Origin of the sequence: Prevotella sp. E13-27 (assembly GCF_023217965.1) — a bacterium.
GTDB lineage: Bacteria > Bacteroidota > Bacteroidia > Bacteroidales > Bacteroidaceae > Prevotella.
In genome coordinates this window covers 1,404,665-1,428,582 of sequence record NZ_JALPSC010000001.1, presented here as the reverse complement: position 1 = coordinate 1,428,582, position 23,918 = coordinate 1,404,665, and the positions used below count along the sequence as shown (strand labels likewise).

The following is a 23,918-nucleotide window of genomic DNA, read 5'->3' as shown; positions in this document are numbered from 1 at the left end:
TTGCAGAAAATAAGAGAAACGATGAGAGAGATTCAGATAGAGCCTTCATGGAAGGAGAGACTGAGCGGTGAGTTTGAAAAACCTTACTTCGCACAACTCACAGAACGAGTGAGACAGGAATATATGGCTGGGGCATGCTATCCGCCAGGTAAAGAGATTTTTAACGCCTTCAACCTGTGTCCTTTTGACAAAGTGAAGGTGGTGATAATAGGACAAGACCCATATCATGAGCCAGGACAAGCCCACGGGCTGAGTTTCTCAGTAAAAGAAGGAACAGTCTTTCCACCGTCGTTGCAGAACATCTTCAAGGAGATAAGCGACGATCTGGGCACGCCTATGCCACAGAACGGAGACCTCTCACGATGGGCAAGACAAGGTGTGCTGCTGCTCAACGCCACGCTGACTGTGCGTGCCCATGTGGCAAACAGCCATGCTTCACTGGGATGGCAGTACTTCACCGATGCCGCCATACAGGCTCTCGCACGCGAGCGCGAACATATAGTATATATGCTATGGGGCGGTTTCGCAAGAAGCAAGGCGTCAATGATTGACAGGCAGAGGAACCTCGTGCTGGAGTCGGTACACCCATCACCACTGTCGGCAAACCGCGGCGGATGGTTCGGACAACATCAGTTCTCGAAAGCAAACGCCTACCTCGAAAGCGTAGGAGAAGAACCTATAGAATGGTAGGTTGGAGGTGAAAGAAACCACGAATTATACGAATTTAACGAAAATGCTGTTTTGTAAAGAAAATTCGTTTAATTCGCTAAATTCGTGGTTTTAAAAAACGAGAAGGTTGAATTAGATAATATGTAGAATGAAATAGAATGGATAATAAGAAACAGATACCGCCAATACTTCAGATAGGAGACATACTTATATCGTCGGACATACTGACGGAGATGTTCTGTTGCGACCTCAGCGCCTGTAAGGGACAGTGCTGCATAGAGGGCGACGCAGGAGCACCTGTGACGCTCGATGAAATCGAGGAAATAGAAGATGCGCTCGACGAGACATGGAGCGACCTATCAGCAACAGCTCAGGCCGTGATAGACAAGCAGGGTGTGGCATACACAGACCAGGAGGGTGACCTAGTAACAAGCATAGTGAACGGCAAGGACTGTGTGTTCACTTATTACGACGACATTGAGGACTTCAACACTCACGAACCGATAAAAGGATGCTGTCTCTGTGCATTGGAGAAGGCTTTCCGTGCAGGGAAATCTAGATTCTGCAAACCCATAAGCTGTGCCCTCTACCCTATCCGTGAGAAACGCTTCAGCGACGGCACGGTGGCACTGAACTACCACCGATGGGATGTATGCAAAGATGCCGTGAAGAAAGGACGTGAGCTGTCGCTACCTGTATATAAGTTCCTTGAGGGGCCACTGGTGAGACGCTTCGGACAGGAGTGGTATGACGAGCTCTGCGACATGGCTCACGAACTGAGAGAGCAAGGATATATTGAGAGATGAGAGGTTAGAGGTTAGAGGTGAGAGGTGAGATTACTTTAGAGACAATGTCTTTGTGACAAGACCTTTATAGGTGTTGATGGTGAACTGAATGCTGTCAACACCTAACTTTTGAATGGGGATACTGAAATAGGTACGCTGGGAATAGTACTCAGGCATGCCACCCTGATCGTGATAAAGACGCAGGTGGAGTGTCTTCTTTCCATCGGTATGACTCATAAGGGTGTCGCTGATTACAGCGAGACGATGCATGGCTGAATTATCATCGGTAGAGCCAATCTTAACATATAATGTTGCGTTAAGATAGCGTTTGTTCTTACTAACCCACAAGCCTTCAAGCGTTAGAGGGTCGGTCTTCATAGACGTTTTCTTAGTCAAGGAGTCAATAGGCGTGATGCCTGCCACGCCGACCTCAGCGAAGCTAACCATCTCAGCCACGTTGTCACCTTTCTTATTATAATAGAGGATGCCACGATAGGAAGACTCAGCCTTCTTTACAAACGACTTCGTGAAAGGCACTGAGATGTTGAGGCGCTCACCGCCATCGGTATCCACATAGTCAATCTTCAGGTTGGCGTCGGCATGGGCATCAACGAAGTCAGCTTGCAGATAGGAATTTTCACCATCGCCCTTCTCATAGGTCTCAATGGTGCAAGCCACAACAGCTATAGACAGTAGTAAGAACAAAAGACCTTTCTTCATTGTGCAGCCAGATAATTCTTTAATGGATTAGCATACATTGTAAGGATACGTTCGCGAAGGAAAGCCTCATCCTTGTTAGGAAGCTGAATCTTTGAGAGCTGGCTTTCAATATAGTCCATGAACCTTTTCTTCTCTTCGGCAGAATACTTGTCAGCATAGTTCTGATTGCCGTTCAGCATGTCAAGAGCGACATAATTGAGATACATAGGCTCATAGCCAGCATGAATCTCCTTATCCATACGGCTGGCCATCTCCTTGAAGAACTCGTTCTTGGGCAGGTCTCTCAGTTCTTCTATCCAGTTATTAACAGGCTTTCCGCAGCGGTAGATGACACGTCCCTTATATCCGAAGATGCCCGTTTTCATGTTGTCGAGGTCATCCTGCTTACTCTTCTTGAACGATGGATTGTCACGTTTCTGCTGGAACTCCTGCGCCTTGAGGTAGTCGCAAGGATCAAACTCATAGCTGATGGTTAGCGGCACGATGTTTAGATCTTTAAGCTTATCTACGAAGTTATCGCCTGTGCCGCCCATGGCCAGCATCTTCAACACCGACTCCTGAGTGCGGTCATCGCTATCCTTGGCACGTCCTTCGCGCTGTGCAATCCATATATTCTCATGCTTTTGCGTCACAGCATAATGAATATACTCACTCATGAGTTGCGAAGAGCGCATCATCTCATGGGCTGTGAGTCCACGATGAACGGTGAACGCCTTGTTCATACGCACAAGGCGCTTTATCCAAGGATAGATGAGAAGATTGTCGCCAATGCCTATCTCAACGGTTGTATGATAACCACTATTGAAGAGCATTACGTCGAGAAAGGCAGAGTCGAGCACGATGTCACGATGGTTAGAGACAAAAGTGAAACGCTCTGACTGAGAGGTGAGAGGTGAGAGGTGAGAGGTATGATTAGTTACCCTCAAGGCTTCATCATCGAAAGTGCAGCCATCGGTATGCTTACGGATGATGTAGTTCACCACTGGCTTCATGAAACGCTTCTGAAAATCGAGAGGGGTGTTAATGCCAATGAACGCTAGCTTTAGCAAGCCATTGCGTATTCCTTTCGGAAGCCATGGTGCAAAGCCTTTCATTATAGCATTGAACTGACGGTCGGAAAGCAACGCTTCGAACGCCTCTTTCATCTCACCAGCCTCATAAGGTCTTATCTCGTCAAACTTTTCCATAGTGGCAGCAAACTGTAACTCTAAACTCTACACTCTCAACTAACTCAGAATTGGTTTTCAATGATGTCGGTCAGCACGTCGGTCATAGACAGTCCTGCAGCACGCACCTGCTGAGGAATGAAGCTGGTAGCTGTCATTCCTGGAGTTGTATTGATCTCAAGCATTGTGATGTCACCCTCAGGAGAAATGATATAGTCTATTCGGATGATGCCATTGCAATGAAGGATGTCATAGATGGCAGAAGTAAGCTTCTGGGCACGCTCAGCCTGTTCTGCAGGAATACGTGCAGGAGTAATCTCCTCAACCTGACCGTTGTATTTTGCATCGTAGTCGAAGAACTCATTCTTTGTTACAACCTCAGTAACAGGGAACACTACCTGCTTGTCCTTCGTCTTATAGCAGCCAACGGTGATCTCTGTGCCGGCAAGGAACGACTCAATCATAACCTCGTCGCTCTCCATCATTGCTACGCGAAGAGCAGCAGCGAGCTGGTCGGGCTTGTTAACCTTTGACACGCCGAAGCTTGAACCATCGTTGGCAGGCTTCACGAAGCAGGGCATGCCTACCTTATCGATGATGTCTTTCTTGCTCACCTTATTCTCCTGACCACAACGCACGAGCACACTCTCTGCCACACGCACACCATAACCGCGAAGGTAGTTATTGAGCACGAACTTATCGAATGTCATAGCCTCAACGAGCACATTGCTTGTAGAATAAGGCAGACGGATAAGATCAAAGTATCCCTGAAGGATGCCGTTCTCGCCTGGGGTGCCGTGTATGGTGATATAGGCATAGTCAAAGAACACGGTCTTACCATTCTCCTTGAACGAGAAATCGTTCATGTTGATTGGTGCAGCAGTTCCGTCAGGCAACTGTACGTTCCAGTCGGTGCCACGCATATCTACCACATAGACATTGTAACGTTCCTTGTCGATGAACGAATAGATTCCCTGAGCCGAGCGCAAAGACACGTCGTGCTCTGATGAGTCGCCACCACAGACGATGGCAATGGTTCTCTTTTGTTGTTTCATTTTTTATTTTATTTTTAATTCGATGTTTCGATGTTACGATATCTCGATTTTTCGATGTTTTCGATTATTCGTTAAATCGGTTAAACGATAAAACGACATCACGATTCCTCGATATTTCGAGTATAATTGCGCCACTTCTCTATGAGTGCCTGCATGTCTTCGGGCAGTTCACTGGTGAAATCCATCTGCTCGCCAGTAACAGGATGTATGAAGCCAAGTGTCTTGGCATGGAGCACCTGTCGGGGACAGAGCTTGAAACAGTTTTGTATATATGCCTTATAAGAGGCGCTACGCTCTCCGCGAAGGATTTCACATCCGCCATAGCGTTCATCAGCAAAGAGCGGATGGCCTATATGCTTCATGTGGGCACGTATCTGGTGTGTTCGTCCTGTCTCAAGCCTACATTCCACGAGAGTGGTATAGCCATAGCGCTCCAGAACACGGTAATGAGTAACGGCAGGCTTGCCTATGCCTGAGTCAGGCGGGAAAACATCCATGCGCAGACGGTCACGAACATCACGGCCGATGTTTCCCTCAATGCGTCCTTCGTCTTCAACGAAGTTTCCCCACACAAGAGCCACATAGCTCCGATGAGTATCATGATGGAAGAACTGCTTTCCAAGATGCGACTTCGCCTCGGGTGTCTTTGCAACGACAAGCAGTCCGCTGGTGTCTTTGTCTATACGATGGACGAGTCCCACCTGTGGGTCATTAGGGTCATAAGTAGGAAGATTACGCAGGTGCCAGGCTATTGCATGCACAAGAGTTCCGTGGAAGTTACCACATCCAGGATGCACCACCATTCCTGCGGGCTTATATACTATCATCAGGGCATCGTCCTCATAGCGTACATCAAGTGGAATATCCTCAGGCTCTATGGTTGTGTCGAAATGCGGACGGTCAAGCATAAGAGTGATAATGTCGCCCGGACGAACCTTGTAGTTGCTCTTAACAGGATGTCCGCTCTTCCCCTGACGGGCATCATCGGCAGAACACACATGTATGAAACCAGCTTCGGCTGCGGCTTGAATGCGGTTGCGCGTCTGATGCTGCATGTGCTCAGAAAGATACTTGTCAATGCGCAATGGCACCTGGCCACGATCCACCTCCATACGGAAATGTTCGTAGAGCTCTTCAGAACCGCCCTGTTCCAAAGAGTCCATAAGCGCATTCTGTTCTTCCTGTTCAATCAGGACATCTTGCTCGTCTTGTCCGAAATAGATATCGTCTTGAATCATCCTATCACTCTACACCAACTATTTCCTCAAACTCATCCTTTTCGACACCGCCATCCGTTGTGTCAAGAGTATCAAGCAAGGCATCTTCGCTATTCTCGATTACAGCCTTGCCATTGCCGATGACCAGCATAAGCGGAGTCTCTATAGACACCATGTCGCCTGACTGAAGATTCTTTGCACCTGCCATAACGCCATATACCCAGTCACGCTCGCCATCAATAACCTTTGGCTCAACGAGAGTGAAACCAATGGCAGACAGACGTGCCTGTGCTTCGCGGTAGCTGCTGTTATCAATAATATCAGGAATCTTCACCCTTGGCGATGATGTGGAATTAATAGTCAAATAGACTGTACGACCTTCCTTAACCTTAGTACCAGCGCCCGGTGTCTGGGCAAGGATACAGTCGGCATCCATCTTCTTGTTATAGCCTGTATCATTAATGACAACTAATATACCTTGCTTCTTCAACATGTCGGCTGCATCGTCACAATCCATTCCATAAAGATCGGGAATTTCTATTCCTTCTCCATGATGCGTATATACCTGAAGCGAATAGCTGACGCCAAAACACAGTGCGACTATCACCAACACCATGGCTAAGAGATGCCACATTACGAAGCGGCTTACAAACTTACTAAAAAACTCTTTTATACTCATCGTAAGTATTATTTCGTATAAATTGGTACAAAGGTAATAATTTTTCACAAACCAAAGCACAGTTCTTTTTATTATTGCAGTTTAATATGTGTTAAAAGGGAATAATGGACAAGTGAAATTGTTCGCATATTGAACTTTCAATTTATTGCATTTACAAGCAGAAACGAACAAATTATAACAGAAACCTCCCTTTTTAGTTAAGATTTATAAATAAAAAGGTGCTTTTAACGATAAATATTTGCATATTCTTTAATTTTTATAGACCTTTGCATAACAATTCGTCAAAAATACGGAAAATTTGGTCAAAGAACAAAAAAACAAATTAAAAAAATATTTTATGAAGAAATCACTACTCACGATTTTCGGTTTGATGGTACTATTGTGCCTTCCAACAAGTGCTCAAGAGCTCAACCTAAAAGGTATTGGTCATAACAACCGCCACGACGATGGCGAACAGATGACCTCAGAATATCTTGGATGGAACACTCAGTTACAAAAAGCTATTTTCCTTGTAGAAAATGGTATTTACAAAATGACATGGGACGGCATGGAGCTCACTACTCCTACAAGAGACCCAAAAGTCATTAAGTCGGAAGTACTGAGCAGCGATGAGAAGGCTCTTTGGGCAAACAACTTCAATCTCATGTATGGAAACTCAGGTGCTGTGTATGTTGACGGTCTTCTTGTAACCGTAATGTCGCGCGACGAGCAGTCAACAGTTGACGAAGAGTTGTTCAACGTTCGCCTGTGGGATGCCAAGACAGGCAACATGCTTGCAACATACACTTTACCAAAGAACATGTTCCTTGAGTCTGCCGGTATGTCATATAACCCAAAGGACGGTAAGGTGTATGGACTTTTCTACATCTCTGAGTCGGCTCTTCCAAAAGAGATAACTGAAGATCCAGAGTACTTCACCGACGAGGACGACAAGGACTTTGACCGCGAAGGTCAGGATGCTGGCTATGCTATCTGCACGATTGACCTGAACACATTCAAGGTAACTCCTATAACAAAGGGTCTGTACTATCATAACTTCATCACATTCGCTATCAACAGCGAGGGTCGTGCTTTTGCACTTACCAGTGGTGGCAGCAGCGCACCTGTGGCAGAAGACGGTCGTCAGTATGACATAGACAACAAGCTCACCGGTGCTCAGCTTTGCGAGTTTGACCTTGAGACGGGTAAGATGATTATGACTCCATATACAGCTTATGACGAGGCAAGTCAGCCCTACACAGCCTACAAGTACCCTGTAGGTGCTACAGGCTACAGCTCACAGTATCGCCGTCAGAGCGCTTGCTTCTCAAAGAGCAATCCTAACATAATGTACTGGAACGGCTACTACAACAGTGGTAAGGGCATTGGCGCAGGCGGTTCTTGGACAACACTCCCCGACAGCGAAGACGGTGGACGCACAAAGTCATGGAAGACAAACGGAAAATATGACACTGCTCTCTATCAGGTAGATATCACAACAGGTAAGGCTACTCGCCTGTCGAAGATTAGCGACCGCTGGATTTTCTCAGCTTTATGGGTTGACGGCGATGACCCCAGCGACGGCTCAGGCTTTGTTGCTCTCGGCATAGACAAAACCAAGGCTCAGCAGGCTACAGGTAGCAAGGCTATCTACAACTTGCAGGGACAGCAGGTGAAGAGCAAGGGTCACGGTCTCTATATAGTGAAGGATGGTGACAAGACACGCAAGGTAATGATGTAAAACAGTATTCATGCGATTACATATATAGTATAATTATAAAACACGAAAGATGCCAAAAGCTGCTTAGGCGGCTTTTGGCAAAATCGTTTTAATGAATCTTACATTAAAAGGCAAAAATACACTCATAATAAATACCATAAAACCTATTTAATCAAAAACAATAAAATGAAGATTCTTTTACTCTCTCTTCTTACTTTTTTTGCTCTCAATGCCACTGCTCGTGACATAGTAAAAGTGCAGCGTGTGGCTAAGTCAAAGCCCACTAAGCCAACTGCTATGAGTTATCAGGCAACCAAAGGCTCTCTTCGCCTGCCAGGTACTATTCGCCGTGCTGCAGCCAACGGACTTACAGCCAACTTCAGTGTGCAGACAGAGTCTGCCTACGTGACTGTATGGAATGAGAATTTCGACAGCGATGACAAAGACGCAAAAGGTAACTTGATAATCACAGGATGGACAATTGACAAGGGTGAAGGCGATGCCATCACTTTCAAAAAGAAGCAGGACACTTTCAACACCATTGATGAGAACGACGTTTATTCTCTCTTTATTGAAGGACCTTACCAGGCGTTCAAGCGAACCAAAGCCTCAGCCACAAGCACAGCAATAAGTGTTCCTGCAAACGGACAGCTGCATGCATACATAAAGATGAACCCCACATGGAACAGCTATGTGACACTGGCTCTTCAGATTTCTGCTGACGACTTCACTACTACGGAAGAGGTATGGAACAGCAAGACCGTAACTGAAGGAAAAGCACAGTGGGTGCCCATTACTGCTGACCTCTCAGCCTATGCAGGCAAACAGATAAAGATTCGCATCTACTGGGGGCCCGGCACTAACGACACCTTCAATACAGGTGGATACATGGGCGACTTCTGCGTTGACGGTCTGTCCATAACAGGTGTCGGCAATGTTGACCAGATAAAAGTAAAGGCTGGCGACCCAATACAGTTCGTTGACCTTACCACTGGCAAGCAGCCAACAAGATGGCAGTGGCAGTTCCCTGGCGGAACACCTGAGACATCAAACGAGCAGAACCCTGTAGTATATTACGAGCAGAGCGGTCTCTACGACGTTGTGCTGAAGGCCTTCGATGCAGAGGGCAGCGATGAAGTCGTTAAGACAGCGTTTGTAGAGGTAGAGGGTGAAGCACCTGTTGCAGGTGTGCAATTCCCTGCTGACTTCCGCACTTTAGCACAGCCCCGCATGCGCATGGTTGCACCTCTGGCACCAGTAAATTACGGAGACGACTCTACAGGTTTCCCAACAAGTTTTTCTTGGGCACTCTACACTCCATACGACCTTGCAAAGCAATCAGGCAGTTTCCTGTTCCAGCCAGACACCATCTATACTACAAAAGACGTGACCTATTGCCACAACAAGTTGGATAAGACCTATGTCATGCATATCGCCCAGAATGCTGAAGGCTATGACTTCGTTGACGACTCTGTACAAGTGCAGTTTGCAGGCTTTGTGTCAAACTTCCAGCCAAAGGACGGCTATCAGACAAACTTCGTTGATGGCGACCTCACCCTTCCTGGTGCCAACAAGATGGGTATCACTGCTTGGGCAGAGCGCATATCAAAGCCATCTGTGCCAGTAGTGCTCGAAGCAATGTATGTAAACTTCACCAAAGCGTCTGCTGCGGCTCTTACCGACCAGATATCGCCAGTATCGTTTACTCTCTATACCAGCGAAAACGGTCTCCCTGGACAGCCCATCGAGCTTCTCGATTCATGGAACCTCAGCGAGCTCAACTATGCCATGAACACCAACAATGGTGTGGTGACCATCGAGCTTGGTCGCCGAGTTGTCATTGACAAGGAGGTATTCCTCGTCATCGATGGCATTCCCGAGAAGAACGACTCTATGGAGTGTGCTATCGCCATGGCACCTATGCGCAACTACGGCAACACTGCATTCATGCTGAACAAAGGTCAGTGGCGTCCGTTCACCGGCTACTTCCAGCCAGCTCCTGGCGGTCAGACATCACTCGCTGTGATTCCCTACTTCTCTCACTCCGTGCTCATCCCTGCAAAGGTTGACGAAAAGGGCGGCATCACCATGGCCAACGACACGACACTCGTTCCTGCCACAGCTGGCAAGCGCAACATCCTTGTATTTGCCAACCAAGGCATATATAAGTATTTAGGTTCAGATGCCGACTGGTGCCGGGTCACTGGTAAGCCAGGCGAATATACCGTTGACTCAGTCAGCGTAGAGTTCGATGAGCTGCCAGCAGGTGTTCAGTGGCGCGAGGCTGTCATCTCTGTTACCGACAGCATTCAGACGCTGAACCTCGTTGTTCGTCAAGACCGCAGCGTTGTTGATGCCATACAACTCCTTCCTGTAGAGACGAAGAGCGCCACTGTTGAGCGTTTCGACATGCAAGGCCGTCGCATAGAGAATGCCCGTCAGGCTCGTGGCATCTATCTCGAGCGCCGTGGCAACACTGTTCGCAAAGTAATGAAGAGATAATAACTCACATATTATATTAACTAAAAGCAATTGCTTATGAGAAATCATTTTAACCTATGGAAAAGCAGGCTATCGCTATTAGTACTGCTCGCCCTCTTGACAGGAGCAAGTCCTGCATGGGCACAGAAAGCCCTACCCTACGAGTATGGATTCGAAACCGCACTCGCAGATGAGGGGTGGACAATGCAAAACTGTCATTCTATGACAAACAACTATCAGATTGGCTCAACAAGCTCATATGAAGGTAGTTTTATATTCCGTTTTCGTTATAACACCGCGCCTCCCCAGTATTTGGTATCTCCTGAATTCAGTACATCAAACAAAACCGTTGATGTGTCTTTCAAATACATGGCCGGTGGCACATATGAAGAGTCATTCAAGGTTGGCTACTCTACAACAGACAATTCTATTGAATCGTTCACATGGGGAGACGAGATAAAGACGAAAGTCTCTTCCTGGACTGATTATAATGTCACTTTACCTGCAGGAACAAAGTACGTATGTATTGCATATACTGCAAATGACCAGTATTATCTATACATAGACAATTTCGCAATAGAATCTACGCCTACTTGTATCAAGCCTACAGGTTTGACAGCTACAGACCCAACAGAAAGTCAAGTTACACTGTCATGGACTTCAGATGCTGATGCCTGGAATGTACAGTACAAAAAGGCATCGGAAAGCGAATGGACTACAGTAGAGAACGTTACTACCAATCCATACACACTTACAGGACTCTCTGCAAGTTCAAGCTATGAGGTTCGCGTTCTCACCAACTGCGGTGGGGGCGACATCAGTATACCGACAAACACCGTTAGCTTCTCTACGACACAAGTTCCGGTAGCGGCTGATGGGTTTACCGAAGACTTTGAAGGTGATTTCACATGGACAATCATCAATGGCACTATGAACAATAAGTGGGCATGGGGCACAGCCACTGCCAATGGCGGAGAGAAGAGCCTTTATGTCACTAATGACAATGGTACAACAAATGCTTATTTCCCATCTTCGCCATCAACGATCTATGCCACCAAACTCCTCTCATTCGAGGGAGGTACATATACAGTAGCATACGACTGGCTATGCAAAGGTGAGGGTAACAGTTCAAAGATGTATGACTTCCTGCGAGTCTTCTTAGTACCCTCATCCACAGAACTAAATGCTGCTACAGCTCTTCCTAACGGTCTTACCGAGACAGCTCTCCCGACTGGATGGATTGCCCTGGACAATGGAAGCGGACTATGCAACGTCACAGAGTGGCAACACATGTCCACTGACGCTGCTGTTCCCGCTGGCAACTACTATCTTGTTGCCATGTGGCGAAATGACAACTCTACAGGCACCAATCCTGCAGGAGCAATAGACAACATTAGCATTGCAGCACAGGCATGCCCACGTCCTGCCGGACTGGAGATTAGTGACATCACAGCTCATACTGCAACACTGACATGGGCTACAAGCAGCAACACATGGGAAGTTTATATCTCTACAAGCGAAGAGGCACCCGCTGCTGACGTAACCGTCACAGCAAGCGACATTGCTACGAATTCTTATACCTTCACTGGTCTTAACAGTGAGACAAAGTACTATGCATGGGTTCGTGCCATCAACGGAAGCGACAAATCTGAATGGGCTGGTACAAACTTCACCACAGGCATCTCATGCCATGTACCAACAGCTTTTGCCGCTTCTGAGATAACATCAAGCGCAGCAACACTCACTTGGACACCAGCCGAAGGTCAAGATGCATGGCAGATTGCCTACAGCACAAAGGCGAACTTCGACGTTGATGCTGACAGTCCAACAATTCTCGATGTTACGGAGAATGCCACAAAGACACTGACAGAGCTCACCTCAGCTACCACATACTATGCACGTGTACGCGCTAACTGCGGTGGCGGCGACTTCAGTAAGTGGAGCAACGCCATCAGTTTCACCACTCTACAGGTTCCTGTAAGTGCTGAGGACTATACCGATGACTTCGAGACTGCATGCAACTGGGTGTTCGTAAATGGCGGACAGACCAACGCATGGGCATGGGGCAACGGTGCAAGCAATGGTGGCGAAAAAGGCATTTACATCTCTAACGATGGCGGCACAACAAACGAATACGCCAACTCTTCTACAACCATTGCCTATGCAAAGAAACTGTTCAGCTTCGAGGAAAAGACCTATGGATTCTCATTCGACTGGAAGGGCTATGGTGAAGGAGCATTCGACTACATGAGAGTTGCCTTGGTTCCTACCACAGCAAACCTTAGCACCGAGTCTGTACCATCTGGCTTCTCAGCATCTGCTCTCCCCGAGGGTTGGATTGCACTCGACGGAGGTGGTAAGCTCAACTTAAAGGACAGCTGGCAGCACCATACTGCCGAGATAGCTCTCACCGAAGGTGACTATAACGTAGTATTCATCTGGCGCAACGACAATATGTATGGTGAGAACCCTGCAGCAGCTATCGACAACTTCAAAGTAGCTATCCTGGCATGTCCTACACCTACCGAACTTGCCGTTTCAGACATCACTGCCCACACAGCAACACTGACATGGGCAAATGCTGAAAATATCACATGGGAGGTTTATTGCTCTACAAGTTCAGAGGTTCCTGCTGCCGACGTGACAGTAACTGCCGGCGACATTACCACAAACTCTTATACATTCACGAACCTGGTTGGTGAGACCAAATACTACGTTTGGGTACGCTCTGTAAGCGGCAGCAACAGGTCAGAATGGGCAGGTGCAAACTTCACAACCGAACCCTCTTGCATCAAGCCGACTAACGTTATGGCTGCTGTTGGCTACAATAATGCAACAATAATCTGGACTGACGATGTAGAAGAGCAGGATACATGGGAACTGAGCTACAGCACCACAAGCGGTGCTCCTAACGACGGTAACATTGTAACCGTTAACTCAAAGTCCTATCTGCTGGAGAACCTTACTCCAAAGACTACCTATTATGTATATGTACGCGCAAAGTGCAGCGACACCGACAAGAGCCAGTGGAGCGAAGTATGCGAGTTCACACCTGGTATTTTCACTGTCAACAACGGAACTGAGACGAACCAGTACGTACCAATCTACGGATATTATGTTGACACCTCTACTAAGAGCCAGTTCATCATTCCTGCTGCTTCACTAACAGGATTAGAGAACTCAGAGATTCAGAATATCATTTTCCACGCTACCAACGCATCTGTAAACTGGGGTAATGCCGTATTCGATGTTTATATGAGTAAAGTGGAAAATACGACATTTGAGAGCGCTACACTCGTTGATTGGGAGTCAATGACACAGATTTACAGTGGCAAATTGGCTATTGTCGACAACAAGATGGTTATCCAACTGTCTGAACCTATCACTTACGAAGGTGGCAATCTTCTGTTCGGTATCAATCTTAAGACGAAGGGCACCTACAAGAGTTCGAGCTTCTATGGAGTAGAAACTGAAGGCTACGCTTCACTGGGTGGTTATAATACTACAGTGACACGCTATAAGTTCCTGCCAAAGATTTCGTTCGAGTATGAGCCTGTCTCTGATGCCGCAAAGATGGCCGTATCTACCGAAAGCATCAACTTCGGAAAGGTTCATCCTTCATTCTCTGACGAGGCTAAGCAGCAGACCTTTACCATTAAGAATAAGGGTAAGGCAAATCTTACAAACATCAACGTGAGCTACACTGGCGATGATGCATTCAGCACAAGCGCCGTTGAGAACGCTACTATAGCTGCTAACGGCGATGACATCACTGTTACTGTAACCATTAACACCGAGACTCCAGGCAACTACAGCGGTACCATCACCGTAAGCGCCGATGGTCAGACAAATGCAGAAATAGCAGTTAGCGGTACAGTTCTCGATGCAAACAAGATGTTTGAGAACTTTGCTGGCAACGCTCTGCCAGAGGATTGGGAGACTGCCGGTGTAGGTAGCTACACTACAGGTTCATACAGCTCGTCATATAAGTGGACATTCACCGAAGGATTTGCAAGCTATAAGCAATCAGGCAGCACTACTGCTTCTCTGACAAACTACGAGCACTCACTCGTAACTCCTTACATGACCTTCACTGAAGGAGAGCAGCTTACCTTCAAGTATAAGAAAGAGACTCAATATGCAAGTTATCTCTCTAATCTGCGTGTAGAATATACTACTGACGGCAGCACTTGGACACAGACAGCAGAGGATGCCATCACCAACACATCATTTACAAGCGAGTGGCAGGACGGCTCTGCAACTATTCCTGCAACAGCTAAGCGTGTACGCTTCGTAGGCTGTGGTGTTGCCATCGATGACATCTATGGCGGACAGATTGCACAGATTCCTGTAATGGCATTTGAGAACCCCGGAAGCTTCAGCTTTGGCGTTATCGCTGCCGACAGCACTTCTACAGCCTTCACAGTTAAGAATACTGGTCGTGCAGAGATGACTGGTCTGAGCATTACCTCTGACAACGAGAACTTCATTGTTGCTGTGGCTGACAATGCAACAACTATTGCGGCAAAGAGTCAGGCTACATTCACTGTTACAATGAAGGCCGACGCGAAGGGCGGACAGACAGGCAAGATTACTATCAGTGCTGACGGTATCGATCCTGTTGAGTTCAACGTCAGCGGCTATGTACTTGACAACGACGCAATGCTCGTTGACTTCGCAGGCAACAAACTGCCTGACGGATGGACAAAGAGCAACATGTACATCGTTAACAACGAAATCTACGTCCAAGGCTTCGGAGGTACTCTCACCTCACCAGCGATTACCGTTGCAGAAGGTCAGTCACTGTTGGTATATGCTCGCTCACGTGCTACCGCAAATGCTGCCATCACAGTGAAGTACTCTGCTGACAACGGCGAGACCTGGACAACTGCAAAGAATTTCACCACAGAGCTTCGCAAGAATACCACCGACTATGCAGCATTAATTGTTGATAATATTCCTGCAGGTGACTACATCCTGAAGTTTGAAGCTGACAATGTGAACATCAGCGTCATCAACGGCTACAGCTACAACCAGGAGGCTCCTGCACTCGGTGTAACGCTGGCTGCTGGTACAATCATTACAACAGGCTATAACGACAACTTCGGTCTGAAGGTGAAGGAGGCTATGAGCCATACCTATACTATTAAGAATACAGGTACTGGCACTCTGACAGGTACTATCACTTCTTCTGTTCCTGCACACTTCACCGTTTCACAGGCTGAGTTCTCTCTGGCTCAGGACGAGACTCTCAACTTCGACCTCGCTCTTGTCTTCGACGAGAACTATGGTGAGAAGGCATCAGTTGTGACTATCCACCCAACTAACGAGGGTCTTGAGGATATCGTCATCAACGCATCTGCCACAACGAAGGATCCTAACATTTGGGAGGAAGACTTCGAGAACGGCATGCCAGCATTCTGGACTAACAACGGATGGTCTGTTTCTCAGCCCACATCTTACATGGGTGGCAACGGAACCAAGATGGCAGGTCCATCATCTTCTAAGACTGCAACGCTCATCACGCCACGCCTGCAGGCTACTGAAGGACAGGTTCTTAAGTATTATGTATATGCCGAGAGCGAGACCTACTTCATGAAGGCTGAGTATTCTAACGACAAGTCAGAATGGACGCTCATCGACAACTATACCGATGCCGGTGTTAAGGAGTTCACCGCTCCTGCCGATGGTAACTACTATCTGCGCTTCACAGGTTACTATACCTACCTTGACAACCTCGAAGGCTTCAAACTCAACTTGCCACAACACGATGTTAACATCACTGAAAAGAGAATTCCTGCTACCGGTGCACAGTATGTGAAGTACACAGCTACTGTCACCGTTAAGGAGCTTCTTGGCAAGGAAGAGGAGGTGACTGCTAAGTTCTTCATTGGCGAGACACAGTTTGGCGAGGATGTAGTTGAGACCGTAAGTGCTAACGGCACCAAGGTGTTCACCGTTGAGTTCACACCAACCGAGGCAGTAAGCGGTGACGCATTCTTCACCATCACAGGTACAGAGATAAACCTCAGCTCAGAGAAGCAGGCAGTAGTGATCAGCGCTGCCACACAGCTTGCCGAGACCGAGGCTCCTGAGCTCACAGACGGCACCTACGCTTCAGTTGTGGTGACATATACTGCTCACAATGGCTACAATACCATCTGCATGCCATTCGCTCTCACCGACGATGATATGAAGGAAATCTTTGGTCCGAACTACGAGGCATACGAGTTCAAGAGCTATAAGAACAGAGCTCTGAACTTCGGACCTGCCACAACGTTCTATAAAGGATATCCTTACATTGTCTATACCACTGCGCCAACCAACAACAAGCTTTATAAGCAGAATGTTGAAATCACGGCTACTGCAAAGAATGACGCGTATAATAACCAGAACACATCTGTTAATAACAGCGCTAAGTTCCAGGGAACATTCGCTCCTATGAACAGCGAAGAGCTGAACGGCAAGCTGTGGATGAACGCTGGTGGCTATCTCAACGAGGCAACAGAGGGCGTTTCTCTCAATGGCTTCCGTGCATTCTTCGAGGTGGCAGAAGGCGAGGAGCAGGTTAGCTATCTGACCTTCACCAATGCAAACGGTCAGGTGACAAGCATCAGCAGCCTCAATGCCGACAAGGTTTCTGGCAAGGCTTACAACCTGAAGGGTCAGCGTGTTGAGACAATGAAGAAGGGTAACCTTTACATCATTGATGGCAAGAAGAAACTCGCCAAATAAAGACAAGTTATCCCAAACATAAAACTCGGGCGTGTCGCAATGACACGCCCGAATTTTTTATTATCAATTTTTATTTTCCGACTTTTAGCTTACCAGCAATAACTATTTATCGCGATAGATAATCTTGTTGGCTCCGCTTGTAATCTTAAGAGCCTCAGGATGTTCCTTAATGAAGGAGTCGATATGACGCACACGCTTCTCCTCAAGGACCTCGTCCATAGCGATAAGTATGCCAGTCTCTTCCACATCGCCGAAGCCATAGTTGATGGCTGTGCCGAAGAGCTTCATAGTTGGCGACAGGTTCATGTATGCATTCACCAACGGAGGAATGTTATAGCCCAGCTTACGTATCTCGCGGTTCAGTATGCGGTAGTCTTCGCGGAAGTCTTCCTCACAGAACAGCTTTGCCAGTTCTTTCTCGTCGGTTTCAATCTTAAGCGGTTTCATCGGTATGACAAGCTTATCCTTGTCATCGAAATGTTTCTTCAGGAAATAGAGAATCATGTCGCGTCCCTCGCGAATATAGCTCGGATACATGGTCATCTTTCCAAAGAAATAACGCACGTTGGGCATGATGACAGTCAGTGCGCCCAGACCATCCCACAGATTATCGAGGGCAAAGAGGCTCTTTGCGCCCATCTTCGATGACTGGTAAGGCAGCGAGACGAATGAGCGGCCCAGCTCAATGGTATAAGGCATGTATTCCCTCAGGAACTTCTCTGAGAAATGAAACATGTGGCTCGTTGCCAGCTTTGGCTGTCCGTGAGCATCCATCTCCCATTTCGTTCCTTCGAGATAACGGTAGCCACCGATAATCTCCTCCTCTTCCGGATTCCACACTATGAGCTGCTTGTAGCAGTTCTCGCATGTATCGAACTCGTCAATATCAGCTTCTTTTCCTGTTCCTCCACCAGCTTCGCGGAAAGCAATCTCACGCAGACGTCCAATCTCGAGCATCGCGTTTGGCGCGTTATGCGCTGTAATGATGTATATCTCGTTGTTACTCCTGTTAGTCATTCGCAGTTGCTTGTCGAGTGTCAGTTCACTCTTAAGCAGTTCGCGCGAAACTGGCTGAATGATAGGTTGTTCCATGTTCTCTATATAATGAATCAATCTGTTCCTATAATAAATACACTTGCTCCTTTACATACTCTGCCCACTCTGCCGGCGTCTTCGACTTATCGAATGTCTGCCAGGGTATGGGCTTACCAATCTTCACGTGGAAGGTCTTGCCCACGTTCTTGTACATCTCGTCAACAAGGAAGAGCATCGCTATGTTAACTTTCTTGACATAACGGTCGCTGATATTCGACAGGCGGTAGAAGAAATCGCTGTTGCGTCCTCCGAAGAAGATGGGCACCACGTCGCGCTGGTACTCCACGCTCTTCACGATAAACGTCTTTTTCCATGGCAAATCGCGTATCACGCCATTGCGACGACGCGAGCACAGACCTGCAGGAAACATAAGCATGTGATAGTCGCTGCGGAATCCGTCTTCTACCATCTGTGGGAAGTTTCTTCCCTGATGTCCAGTCTTGTTAATAGGTATGCAGAGCGGAGCCAGTCCGGGAAGGTTCATCAACAGGTCGTTGACCAGATAACGGAAGCGGTCGTCATAGTGACGGCCTATCACCGAGCCAAGTGCCACTCCGTCAATCCCACCCATCGGATGGTTTGACACAAAGGTATAAAGGCGTCCGTCGTCTTTCGACGGAAGATTCTCCATTCCCTCTACCTCTATCTTACATTCCAGATATTCAACGCAAGCCTCAAGCCATGGTGTGCCACGCAGTTCACGCGACCTCCATAGGAAACCATTCATCTCATCTTCATGAATAATGTGCTTCAGCCATTTGACCATGAAGCCAGGCACCCATTTTGCCTTCGCTCCCATCTTACTCTGAAGCACCTTTTCAATATCAACTGTCTTTTCGAAATCAGGTTCCATATTTGCTTACATATTGCGCTTTGAATTGGCAAAATTACAACAATTCTTTTAATTTTTGCACTTTTTCTAAATAAAATGTGCAAAAACAAGGCTTCATTTAATGTTTTTTTCCATATCCACTATGCTTACATCATATATCAGTTAGCGCACCAAACAGGAATACAATACTAATACGGCGGAAATGCCTGGCTGTTCTGTCATATAAAGAGAGCAGAACTGACGGAAATTATTAAATCTGTGACGCAGATTATTAAATCTGTGACGCAGATTATATAATCCACGACGCAGTTTATTAAATCTGTGTCGCAGATTTAAATATTTCAGTCTGTTTTTATTTCTTTTTGCAACAGTTTTGGTTTCTTTGTCTGTATGAGCAATCAACAATTTCAACTCAAAACAGAATACTTATCTACGCATTACGACAGTTAAATTAATGCACAAAATTCAAGATTTGTGTAAAAAAAGGCACCCCGAAAAGCCACAAAAATATTTTTTTCCGTTTTAACAAAAAAAATGTGGGGAATTGTGGGGAATTGTGGAGGAAAATTACTACTTTTGCACCGAAGTCCCCACGCGTGGATTTTTATATAAGTACGCATGCGATTTTTAGGTAACATAGAAGCCAGAACTGACGCCAAGGGACGCGTGTTCCTTCCCGCCACTTTCCGCAAGCAACTGCAGGTTGCTGGCGAGGAGCAGCTTATTCTCCGCACCGACATACACGGGAAGTGTCTGGTTCTCTACCCGGAGAGTGCATGGAACCGCCGACTGGACGAGATTTCTGCAAAAGTATCTGAATGGGATGAAGACGAGCAGATGGTGCTCAGGGAATTCATGGCAGAGGCAGAGATGCTGACCCTTGACGGTAACGGGCGCTTCCTAATATCAAAACGACTGCTCCAAGCAGCGGGCATAGAGCAAGCTGTTAGATTCATAGGCATAAAAGACACTATAGAGATATGGGCAGCTGAAAAGACCGAGAAGCCGTTCCTGCCACAGGAAGAGTTTGCATCCCGACTGAAAGCCATAATGGGTAAACAACAATAGCACGACGATGATAAAGACTGCAGAGACATATCATATTCCTGTGCTTTTACAGGAGAGCGTCGACGGGCTGGACATCCAGCCCGACGGTGTTTATGTTGACGTAACCTTTGGCGGAGGCGGCCATTCACGCGAAATCCTTCGTCGTCTGGGTCCGAAAGGTCATCTTTTCAGCTTCGATCAGGATGCTGATGCAGAGAAAAACATCGTCAGTGACAGCCGTTTCACATTCGTGCGCAGCAACTTCCGATACCTGAAGAACTGGATGCGCTACTATGGCATAGAGGAGATCAACGGACTGCTTGCAGACTTGGGTGTATCCAGTCACCATTTCGACGACGAGACACGCGGATTCTCGTTCCGTTTCGATGCTCCTCTCGACATGAGGATGAACCGACGCGCCGACACCACAGCAGCCGACATACTCAATAGCTACAGCGAAGAGCAGCTGTCGGACATCTTCTACCTCTATGGTGAACTGAAACAGGCACGCCGCATGGCAGCAGCCATTGTGAAAGCCCGCCAGCAGCAACCATTGCAGACGACACAGGACCTGATTAATGCCACCGCAAAGCTTTTCTCTCCCAAACACGAGAAGAAAGAGCAGGCACAGATGTTCCAAGCACTGCGAATAGAAGTGAACCACGAGATGCAGGCCCTACAGGAGATGCTTTACGGAGCACAGGAACTGCTCGCCAAGGGTGGACGTCTGAGCGTCATCACCTATCACTCGCTTGAAGACCGCATGGTAAAGAACATGATGCGCTCTGGCAACATAGAAGGTAAGGTCGAACAGGACTTCTTCGGACGCTCCAATGCACCGTTGAAGGTCGTCAACAACAAGGTTATAGTACCTTCCGACGAAGAGATAGATCGAAACCCTCGCAGCAGAAGCGCAAAGCTCAGGATTGCAGAGAAGCTCTAATCAATGTGAGAACAGACATTACAAGGAAAACAAAAAGAGACAGACATTAGCATGAAAAAAGATACTGACGAGGCTCTCGACATACAGGAAACGCTGAAGCAGGCAGCAGAAGACAATCTTCAGACCAAGAAAGAAGAAGACGTACAATCTACTCTGCAGCAACTGAAAGACAGCGTCACCGAAGACGATGACGCACCGGCTTCATCGCTGTCGCTAATGAAGATTCTCGGTGGCGACGTCCTTTCAAGAAGAGGCGTCATCCGACAGGTGTGGCTGTGTCTTCTCATAGCTCTGTTCCTCACATTCTACGTAGCTTTCCGTTACCAGTGCCAGCAGGATATGATCGACATTGCACAACTTGAGAAAGACCTTACCGATGCGAAGTACAAGGCACTCTCAAGTTCGAGTCAACTCACCGAGCGTTGCCGCGAAAGTAAGCTACTGAAAGCTCTCCAGCAAAACATGGACAGTCTGGAACGGGTGAAAGGCATCCACCCAAGCGTCCAGCCGCCATATAAAGTTTACATTCCAGAAGAAAAATAAAAAAGACAGACAGTTAAAAAGTAGCCACAAGACATGAGCAAGTTTGAAAGCAAGAAAGTTCTTCCGCGCTATTGGAGTATCGCAATAGTCCTCACACTCATCGGCCTTTCCATCTTAGGAAAGGCAGGCTACATTATGACTGCCAAGAAAGACTTCTGGGATGCTGTAGCCAAGCAGGCAAAGAAAGACAGCATCATAGAGCAGCCGGCACGTGGCAATATCCTCAGCTGCGACGGTCAGCTCATGGCATCAAGCATACCCGAATACAAGCTGTTCATCGACTTCCAGCCTGGACGTATGAAAGACCAGCCTGTTGACACCGCCAAGATGCACAAGCTCGACACGCTGTGGACAGAAAACATAGACACCATCTGCAATGGACTACACCGTATTTTCCCAGAGCGTTCAGCTGAAGACTTCAAAAAGAAGATTCTCGAAGGAAAGAATAAGAAACTGTCAGACGGCTCTTTGGGCCACCGTCACTGGCCTCTGTGGCCGCGCCGAGTAGATTATGGCACGTTCCGCGAAGTGGCTACTCTGCCCATTCTATGTATGTCGCAAGGTCGCGGCGGTTTCCATGCAGAAGCAAACAAGAACGCACGTCAGCGCCCATTCGGTTCGTTGGCGCAGCGCACAGTAGGCGAGATGTTCGGAGCTCTCGACTCAGCAAAGTGCGGCATCGAGCTATCCTACGACTCCATACTTCGCGGCACCAACGGCTTTTACTATAAGCAGAAGGTGCGTGACAAACAGCTTAAGATTACCGTCGCCCCACCCGTCAACGGTTCAGATATTGTCACAACCATCGACGTAGGCATGCAAGACCTTGCCGAACGTGCTCTCAGAGACGAGCTGAAAAAAGACAATGCCACAATGGGTGTTGCAATACTCATGGAAGTGAAGACGGGTGACGTGAAAGCCATTGTCAACCTGACAAGATGTGATGATGGCGAATACTACGAGACTGTGAACCATGCCATAAGCTACCGCTGTGAGCCTGGCTCAGTGTTCAAGACAGCCTCGTTCCTCGTGGCGCTCGACGATGGCGTCATACCTGGCGACACCAGCTATATCATACATACTGGCAACGGCATCATGAACATGCACGGCAGCAACATGAAGGACCACAACTGGTATCGTGGCGGATATGGCGACATCAACGTGGCACGCACACTTGAGGTCAGTTCAAACATCGGTGTGAGCTACGTCATAGACAAGTTCTACCACGAACATCCTGAACGCTATGTCAAAGGCTTGTATCGCGTAGGCATTGGTGCAGACCTTGAACTGCCCATCGTTGGCTATCTGCCTCCAAAGATCCGCATGCCGAACACCAAGACAACCAACAAGGCTGAATACTGGAGTAAGACCACCCTTCCCTGGATGTCTATCGGCTATGAGACACAGATTGCGCCAATCAATACTGTAACGTTCTACAACGCCATTGCCAACGACGGCAAGATGATGCGTCCACGTTTCGTTAAGCAGATTATGCGCAACGGTGAGGTGGTATATGAGACACAGCCCGAAGTTATCAAAGACCAGATAGCAAAGCCACAGACGATAAAGACCATGCAGACGATTTTGGAACATGTCGTCAGCCAAGGCTTGGGAAAGAAGGCGGGCTCACGCTCATTCAAAGTGGCAGGCAAGACAGGAACGGCTCAGGTGTCACAAGGTGGAGCCGGCTATAAGAACGGAACTATGTGGTACTGGCTGTCGTTCGTAGGATTCTTCCCTGCCGACAGTCCCAAATACTCATGCATAGTATGCCTGAAGAAGCCTGGTCTTCCTGCATCTGGCGGTGGTATGGCCGGTGCTGTATTCCACAAGATCTCAGAAGGTGTCATGTCCAAGTATCTGAAGACACGTGTCGATGATGCCCGCGATGCCTCCTCAGTATTCGTGCCCGACGTAAAGAACGGCAATGTTCTCGCAGCCGACTATGTACTGCGCCAGCTTGGTGTCAAGACGACAGGAGGATGGGGCGGAACATACAGCGCTGGTGACCCTATCTGGGGCAAGGCATCAAGTGACGACAAAGAAGTAAAGCTCGCTGAAGAGAAGCAAAGCTACAAGACCATGCCCGACGTGACAGGAATGGGAGCCAGTGATGCCGTATATCTTCTTGAATCAAACGGCATGAAGGTACAGATTAAAGGCATCGGACGTGTCAAGAGCCAAAGTGTTCCTTATGGAGCAATGGTTCACAATGGCATGACATGCAGTCTGGTATTAGAATAACAATTCAC

The 23,918-nt window shown here is 47.6% G+C and carries 16 protein-coding genes; 9 read left to right on the top strand and 7 right to left on the bottom strand.

Translation table 11 applies throughout. The features are described from left to right. Window positions 1-21: 21 nt before the first annotated feature. Window positions 22-690, top strand: a complete 669-nt coding sequence (gene ung / locus M1L52_RS05820) for a uracil-DNA glycosylase (protein WP_248613999.1) — start codon at window positions 22-24, stop codon at window positions 688-690. A 137-nt stretch (window positions 691-827) separates the two neighbouring features. Further along, the gene (locus M1L52_RS05815; RefSeq protein ID WP_248613998.1) at window positions 828-1,475 is read left to right on the top strand and encodes a DUF3109 family protein; all 648 of its coding nucleotides are present in this window, start codon (window positions 828-830) and stop codon (window positions 1,473-1,475) included. 30 nt (window positions 1,476-1,505) lie between these two features. Here M1L52_RS05815 and M1L52_RS05810 read toward each other — a convergent pair whose 3' ends face one another. The 5 genes from M1L52_RS05810 to M1L52_RS05790 all read right to left on the bottom strand — a co-directional run bounded on the left by M1L52_RS05810 (window position 1,506) and on the right by M1L52_RS05790 (window position 6,291). Next, on the bottom strand, window positions 1,506-2,174 hold the full coding sequence (locus M1L52_RS05810; protein ID WP_248613997.1) for a hypothetical protein: 669 nt from the start codon (window positions 2,172-2,174) through the stop codon (window positions 1,506-1,508). Beyond that, complete coding sequence (locus M1L52_RS05805; protein ID WP_248613996.1) at window positions 2,171-3,361, bottom strand: 1-acyl-sn-glycerol-3-phosphate acyltransferase; 1,191 nt, start codon at window positions 3,359-3,361, stop codon at window positions 2,171-2,173. Before M1L52_RS05805 ends, M1L52_RS05810 begins: the two co-directional genes overlap by 4 nt. A gap of 44 nt (window positions 3,362-3,405) precedes the next feature. Next, complete coding sequence (locus M1L52_RS05800; RefSeq protein WP_248613994.1) at window positions 3,406-4,395, bottom strand: D-alanine--D-alanine ligase; 990 nt, start codon at window positions 4,393-4,395, stop codon at window positions 3,406-3,408. A 98-nt stretch (window positions 4,396-4,493) separates the two neighbouring features. Beyond that, window positions 4,494-5,558: an RluA family pseudouridine synthase gene (locus tag M1L52_RS05795; protein ID WP_248614580.1), complete on the bottom strand. Its 1,065-nt coding sequence runs from the start codon at window positions 5,556-5,558 to the stop codon at window positions 4,494-4,496. Between the two features lie 79 nt (window positions 5,559-5,637). Next, window positions 5,638-6,291 (bottom strand): PASTA domain-containing protein, encoded by a 654-nt coding sequence (locus M1L52_RS05790; RefSeq protein WP_248613993.1) that lies wholly within the window; start codon window positions 6,289-6,291, stop codon window positions 5,638-5,640. A gap of 337 nt (window positions 6,292-6,628) precedes the next feature. On the opposite strand from M1L52_RS05790, the gene M1L52_RS05785 reads away from it, so the two are divergent. From M1L52_RS05785 to M1L52_RS05775, 3 genes are all read left to right on the top strand, one after another. After that, window positions 6,629-8,011 (top strand): hypothetical protein, encoded by a 1,383-nt coding sequence (locus M1L52_RS05785; protein WP_248613992.1) that lies wholly within the window; start codon window positions 6,629-6,631, stop codon window positions 8,009-8,011. 165 nt (window positions 8,012-8,176) lie between these two features. Beyond that, window positions 8,177-10,492 (top strand): PKD domain-containing protein, encoded by a 2,316-nt coding sequence (locus tag M1L52_RS05780; RefSeq protein ID WP_248613991.1) that lies wholly within the window; start codon window positions 8,177-8,179, stop codon window positions 10,490-10,492. A gap of 36 nt (window positions 10,493-10,528) precedes the next feature. After that, window positions 10,529-17,206: a fibronectin type III domain-containing protein gene (locus M1L52_RS05775; RefSeq protein ID WP_248613990.1), complete on the top strand. Its 6,678-nt coding sequence runs from the start codon at window positions 10,529-10,531 to the stop codon at window positions 17,204-17,206. A 102-nt stretch (window positions 17,207-17,308) separates the two neighbouring features. Here the strand turns inward: M1L52_RS05775 and M1L52_RS05770 are convergent, their stop codons facing one another. After that, entirely contained in the window at window positions 17,309-18,298 is a 990-nt protein-coding gene (locus tag M1L52_RS05770; RefSeq protein WP_248613988.1) for a GNAT family N-acetyltransferase, read from the bottom strand. A 28-nt stretch (window positions 18,299-18,326) separates the two neighbouring features. Next, window positions 18,327-19,154: a 1-acyl-sn-glycerol-3-phosphate acyltransferase gene (locus tag M1L52_RS05765; RefSeq protein ID WP_248613987.1), complete on the bottom strand. Its 828-nt coding sequence runs from the start codon at window positions 19,152-19,154 to the stop codon at window positions 18,327-18,329. Window positions 19,155-19,751: 597 nt separating this feature from the next. On the opposite strand from M1L52_RS05765, the gene M1L52_RS05760 reads away from it, so the two are divergent. The 4 genes from M1L52_RS05760 to M1L52_RS05745 are packed head-to-tail and all read left to right on the top strand — an operon-like array spanning window position 19,752 to window position 23,910. After that, complete coding sequence (locus M1L52_RS05760) at window positions 19,752-20,201, top strand: division/cell wall cluster transcriptional repressor MraZ (RefSeq protein WP_248613986.1); 450 nt, start codon at window positions 19,752-19,754, stop codon at window positions 20,199-20,201. A 7-nt stretch (window positions 20,202-20,208) separates the two neighbouring features. After that, window positions 20,209-21,123, top strand: a complete 915-nt coding sequence (gene rsmH / locus M1L52_RS05755; RefSeq protein ID WP_248613985.1) for a 16S rRNA (cytosine(1402)-N(4))-methyltransferase RsmH — start codon at window positions 20,209-20,211, stop codon at window positions 21,121-21,123. A 51-nt stretch (window positions 21,124-21,174) separates the two neighbouring features. Next, entirely contained in the window at window positions 21,175-21,666 is a 492-nt protein-coding gene (locus tag M1L52_RS05750; RefSeq protein WP_248613984.1) for an FtsL-like putative cell division protein, read from the top strand. 33 nt (window positions 21,667-21,699) lie between these two features. Beyond that, window positions 21,700-23,910, top strand: a complete 2,211-nt coding sequence (locus tag M1L52_RS05745) for a penicillin-binding protein (RefSeq protein ID WP_248613983.1) — start codon at window positions 21,700-21,702, stop codon at window positions 23,908-23,910. Window positions 23,911-23,918 lie beyond the last annotated feature (8 nt).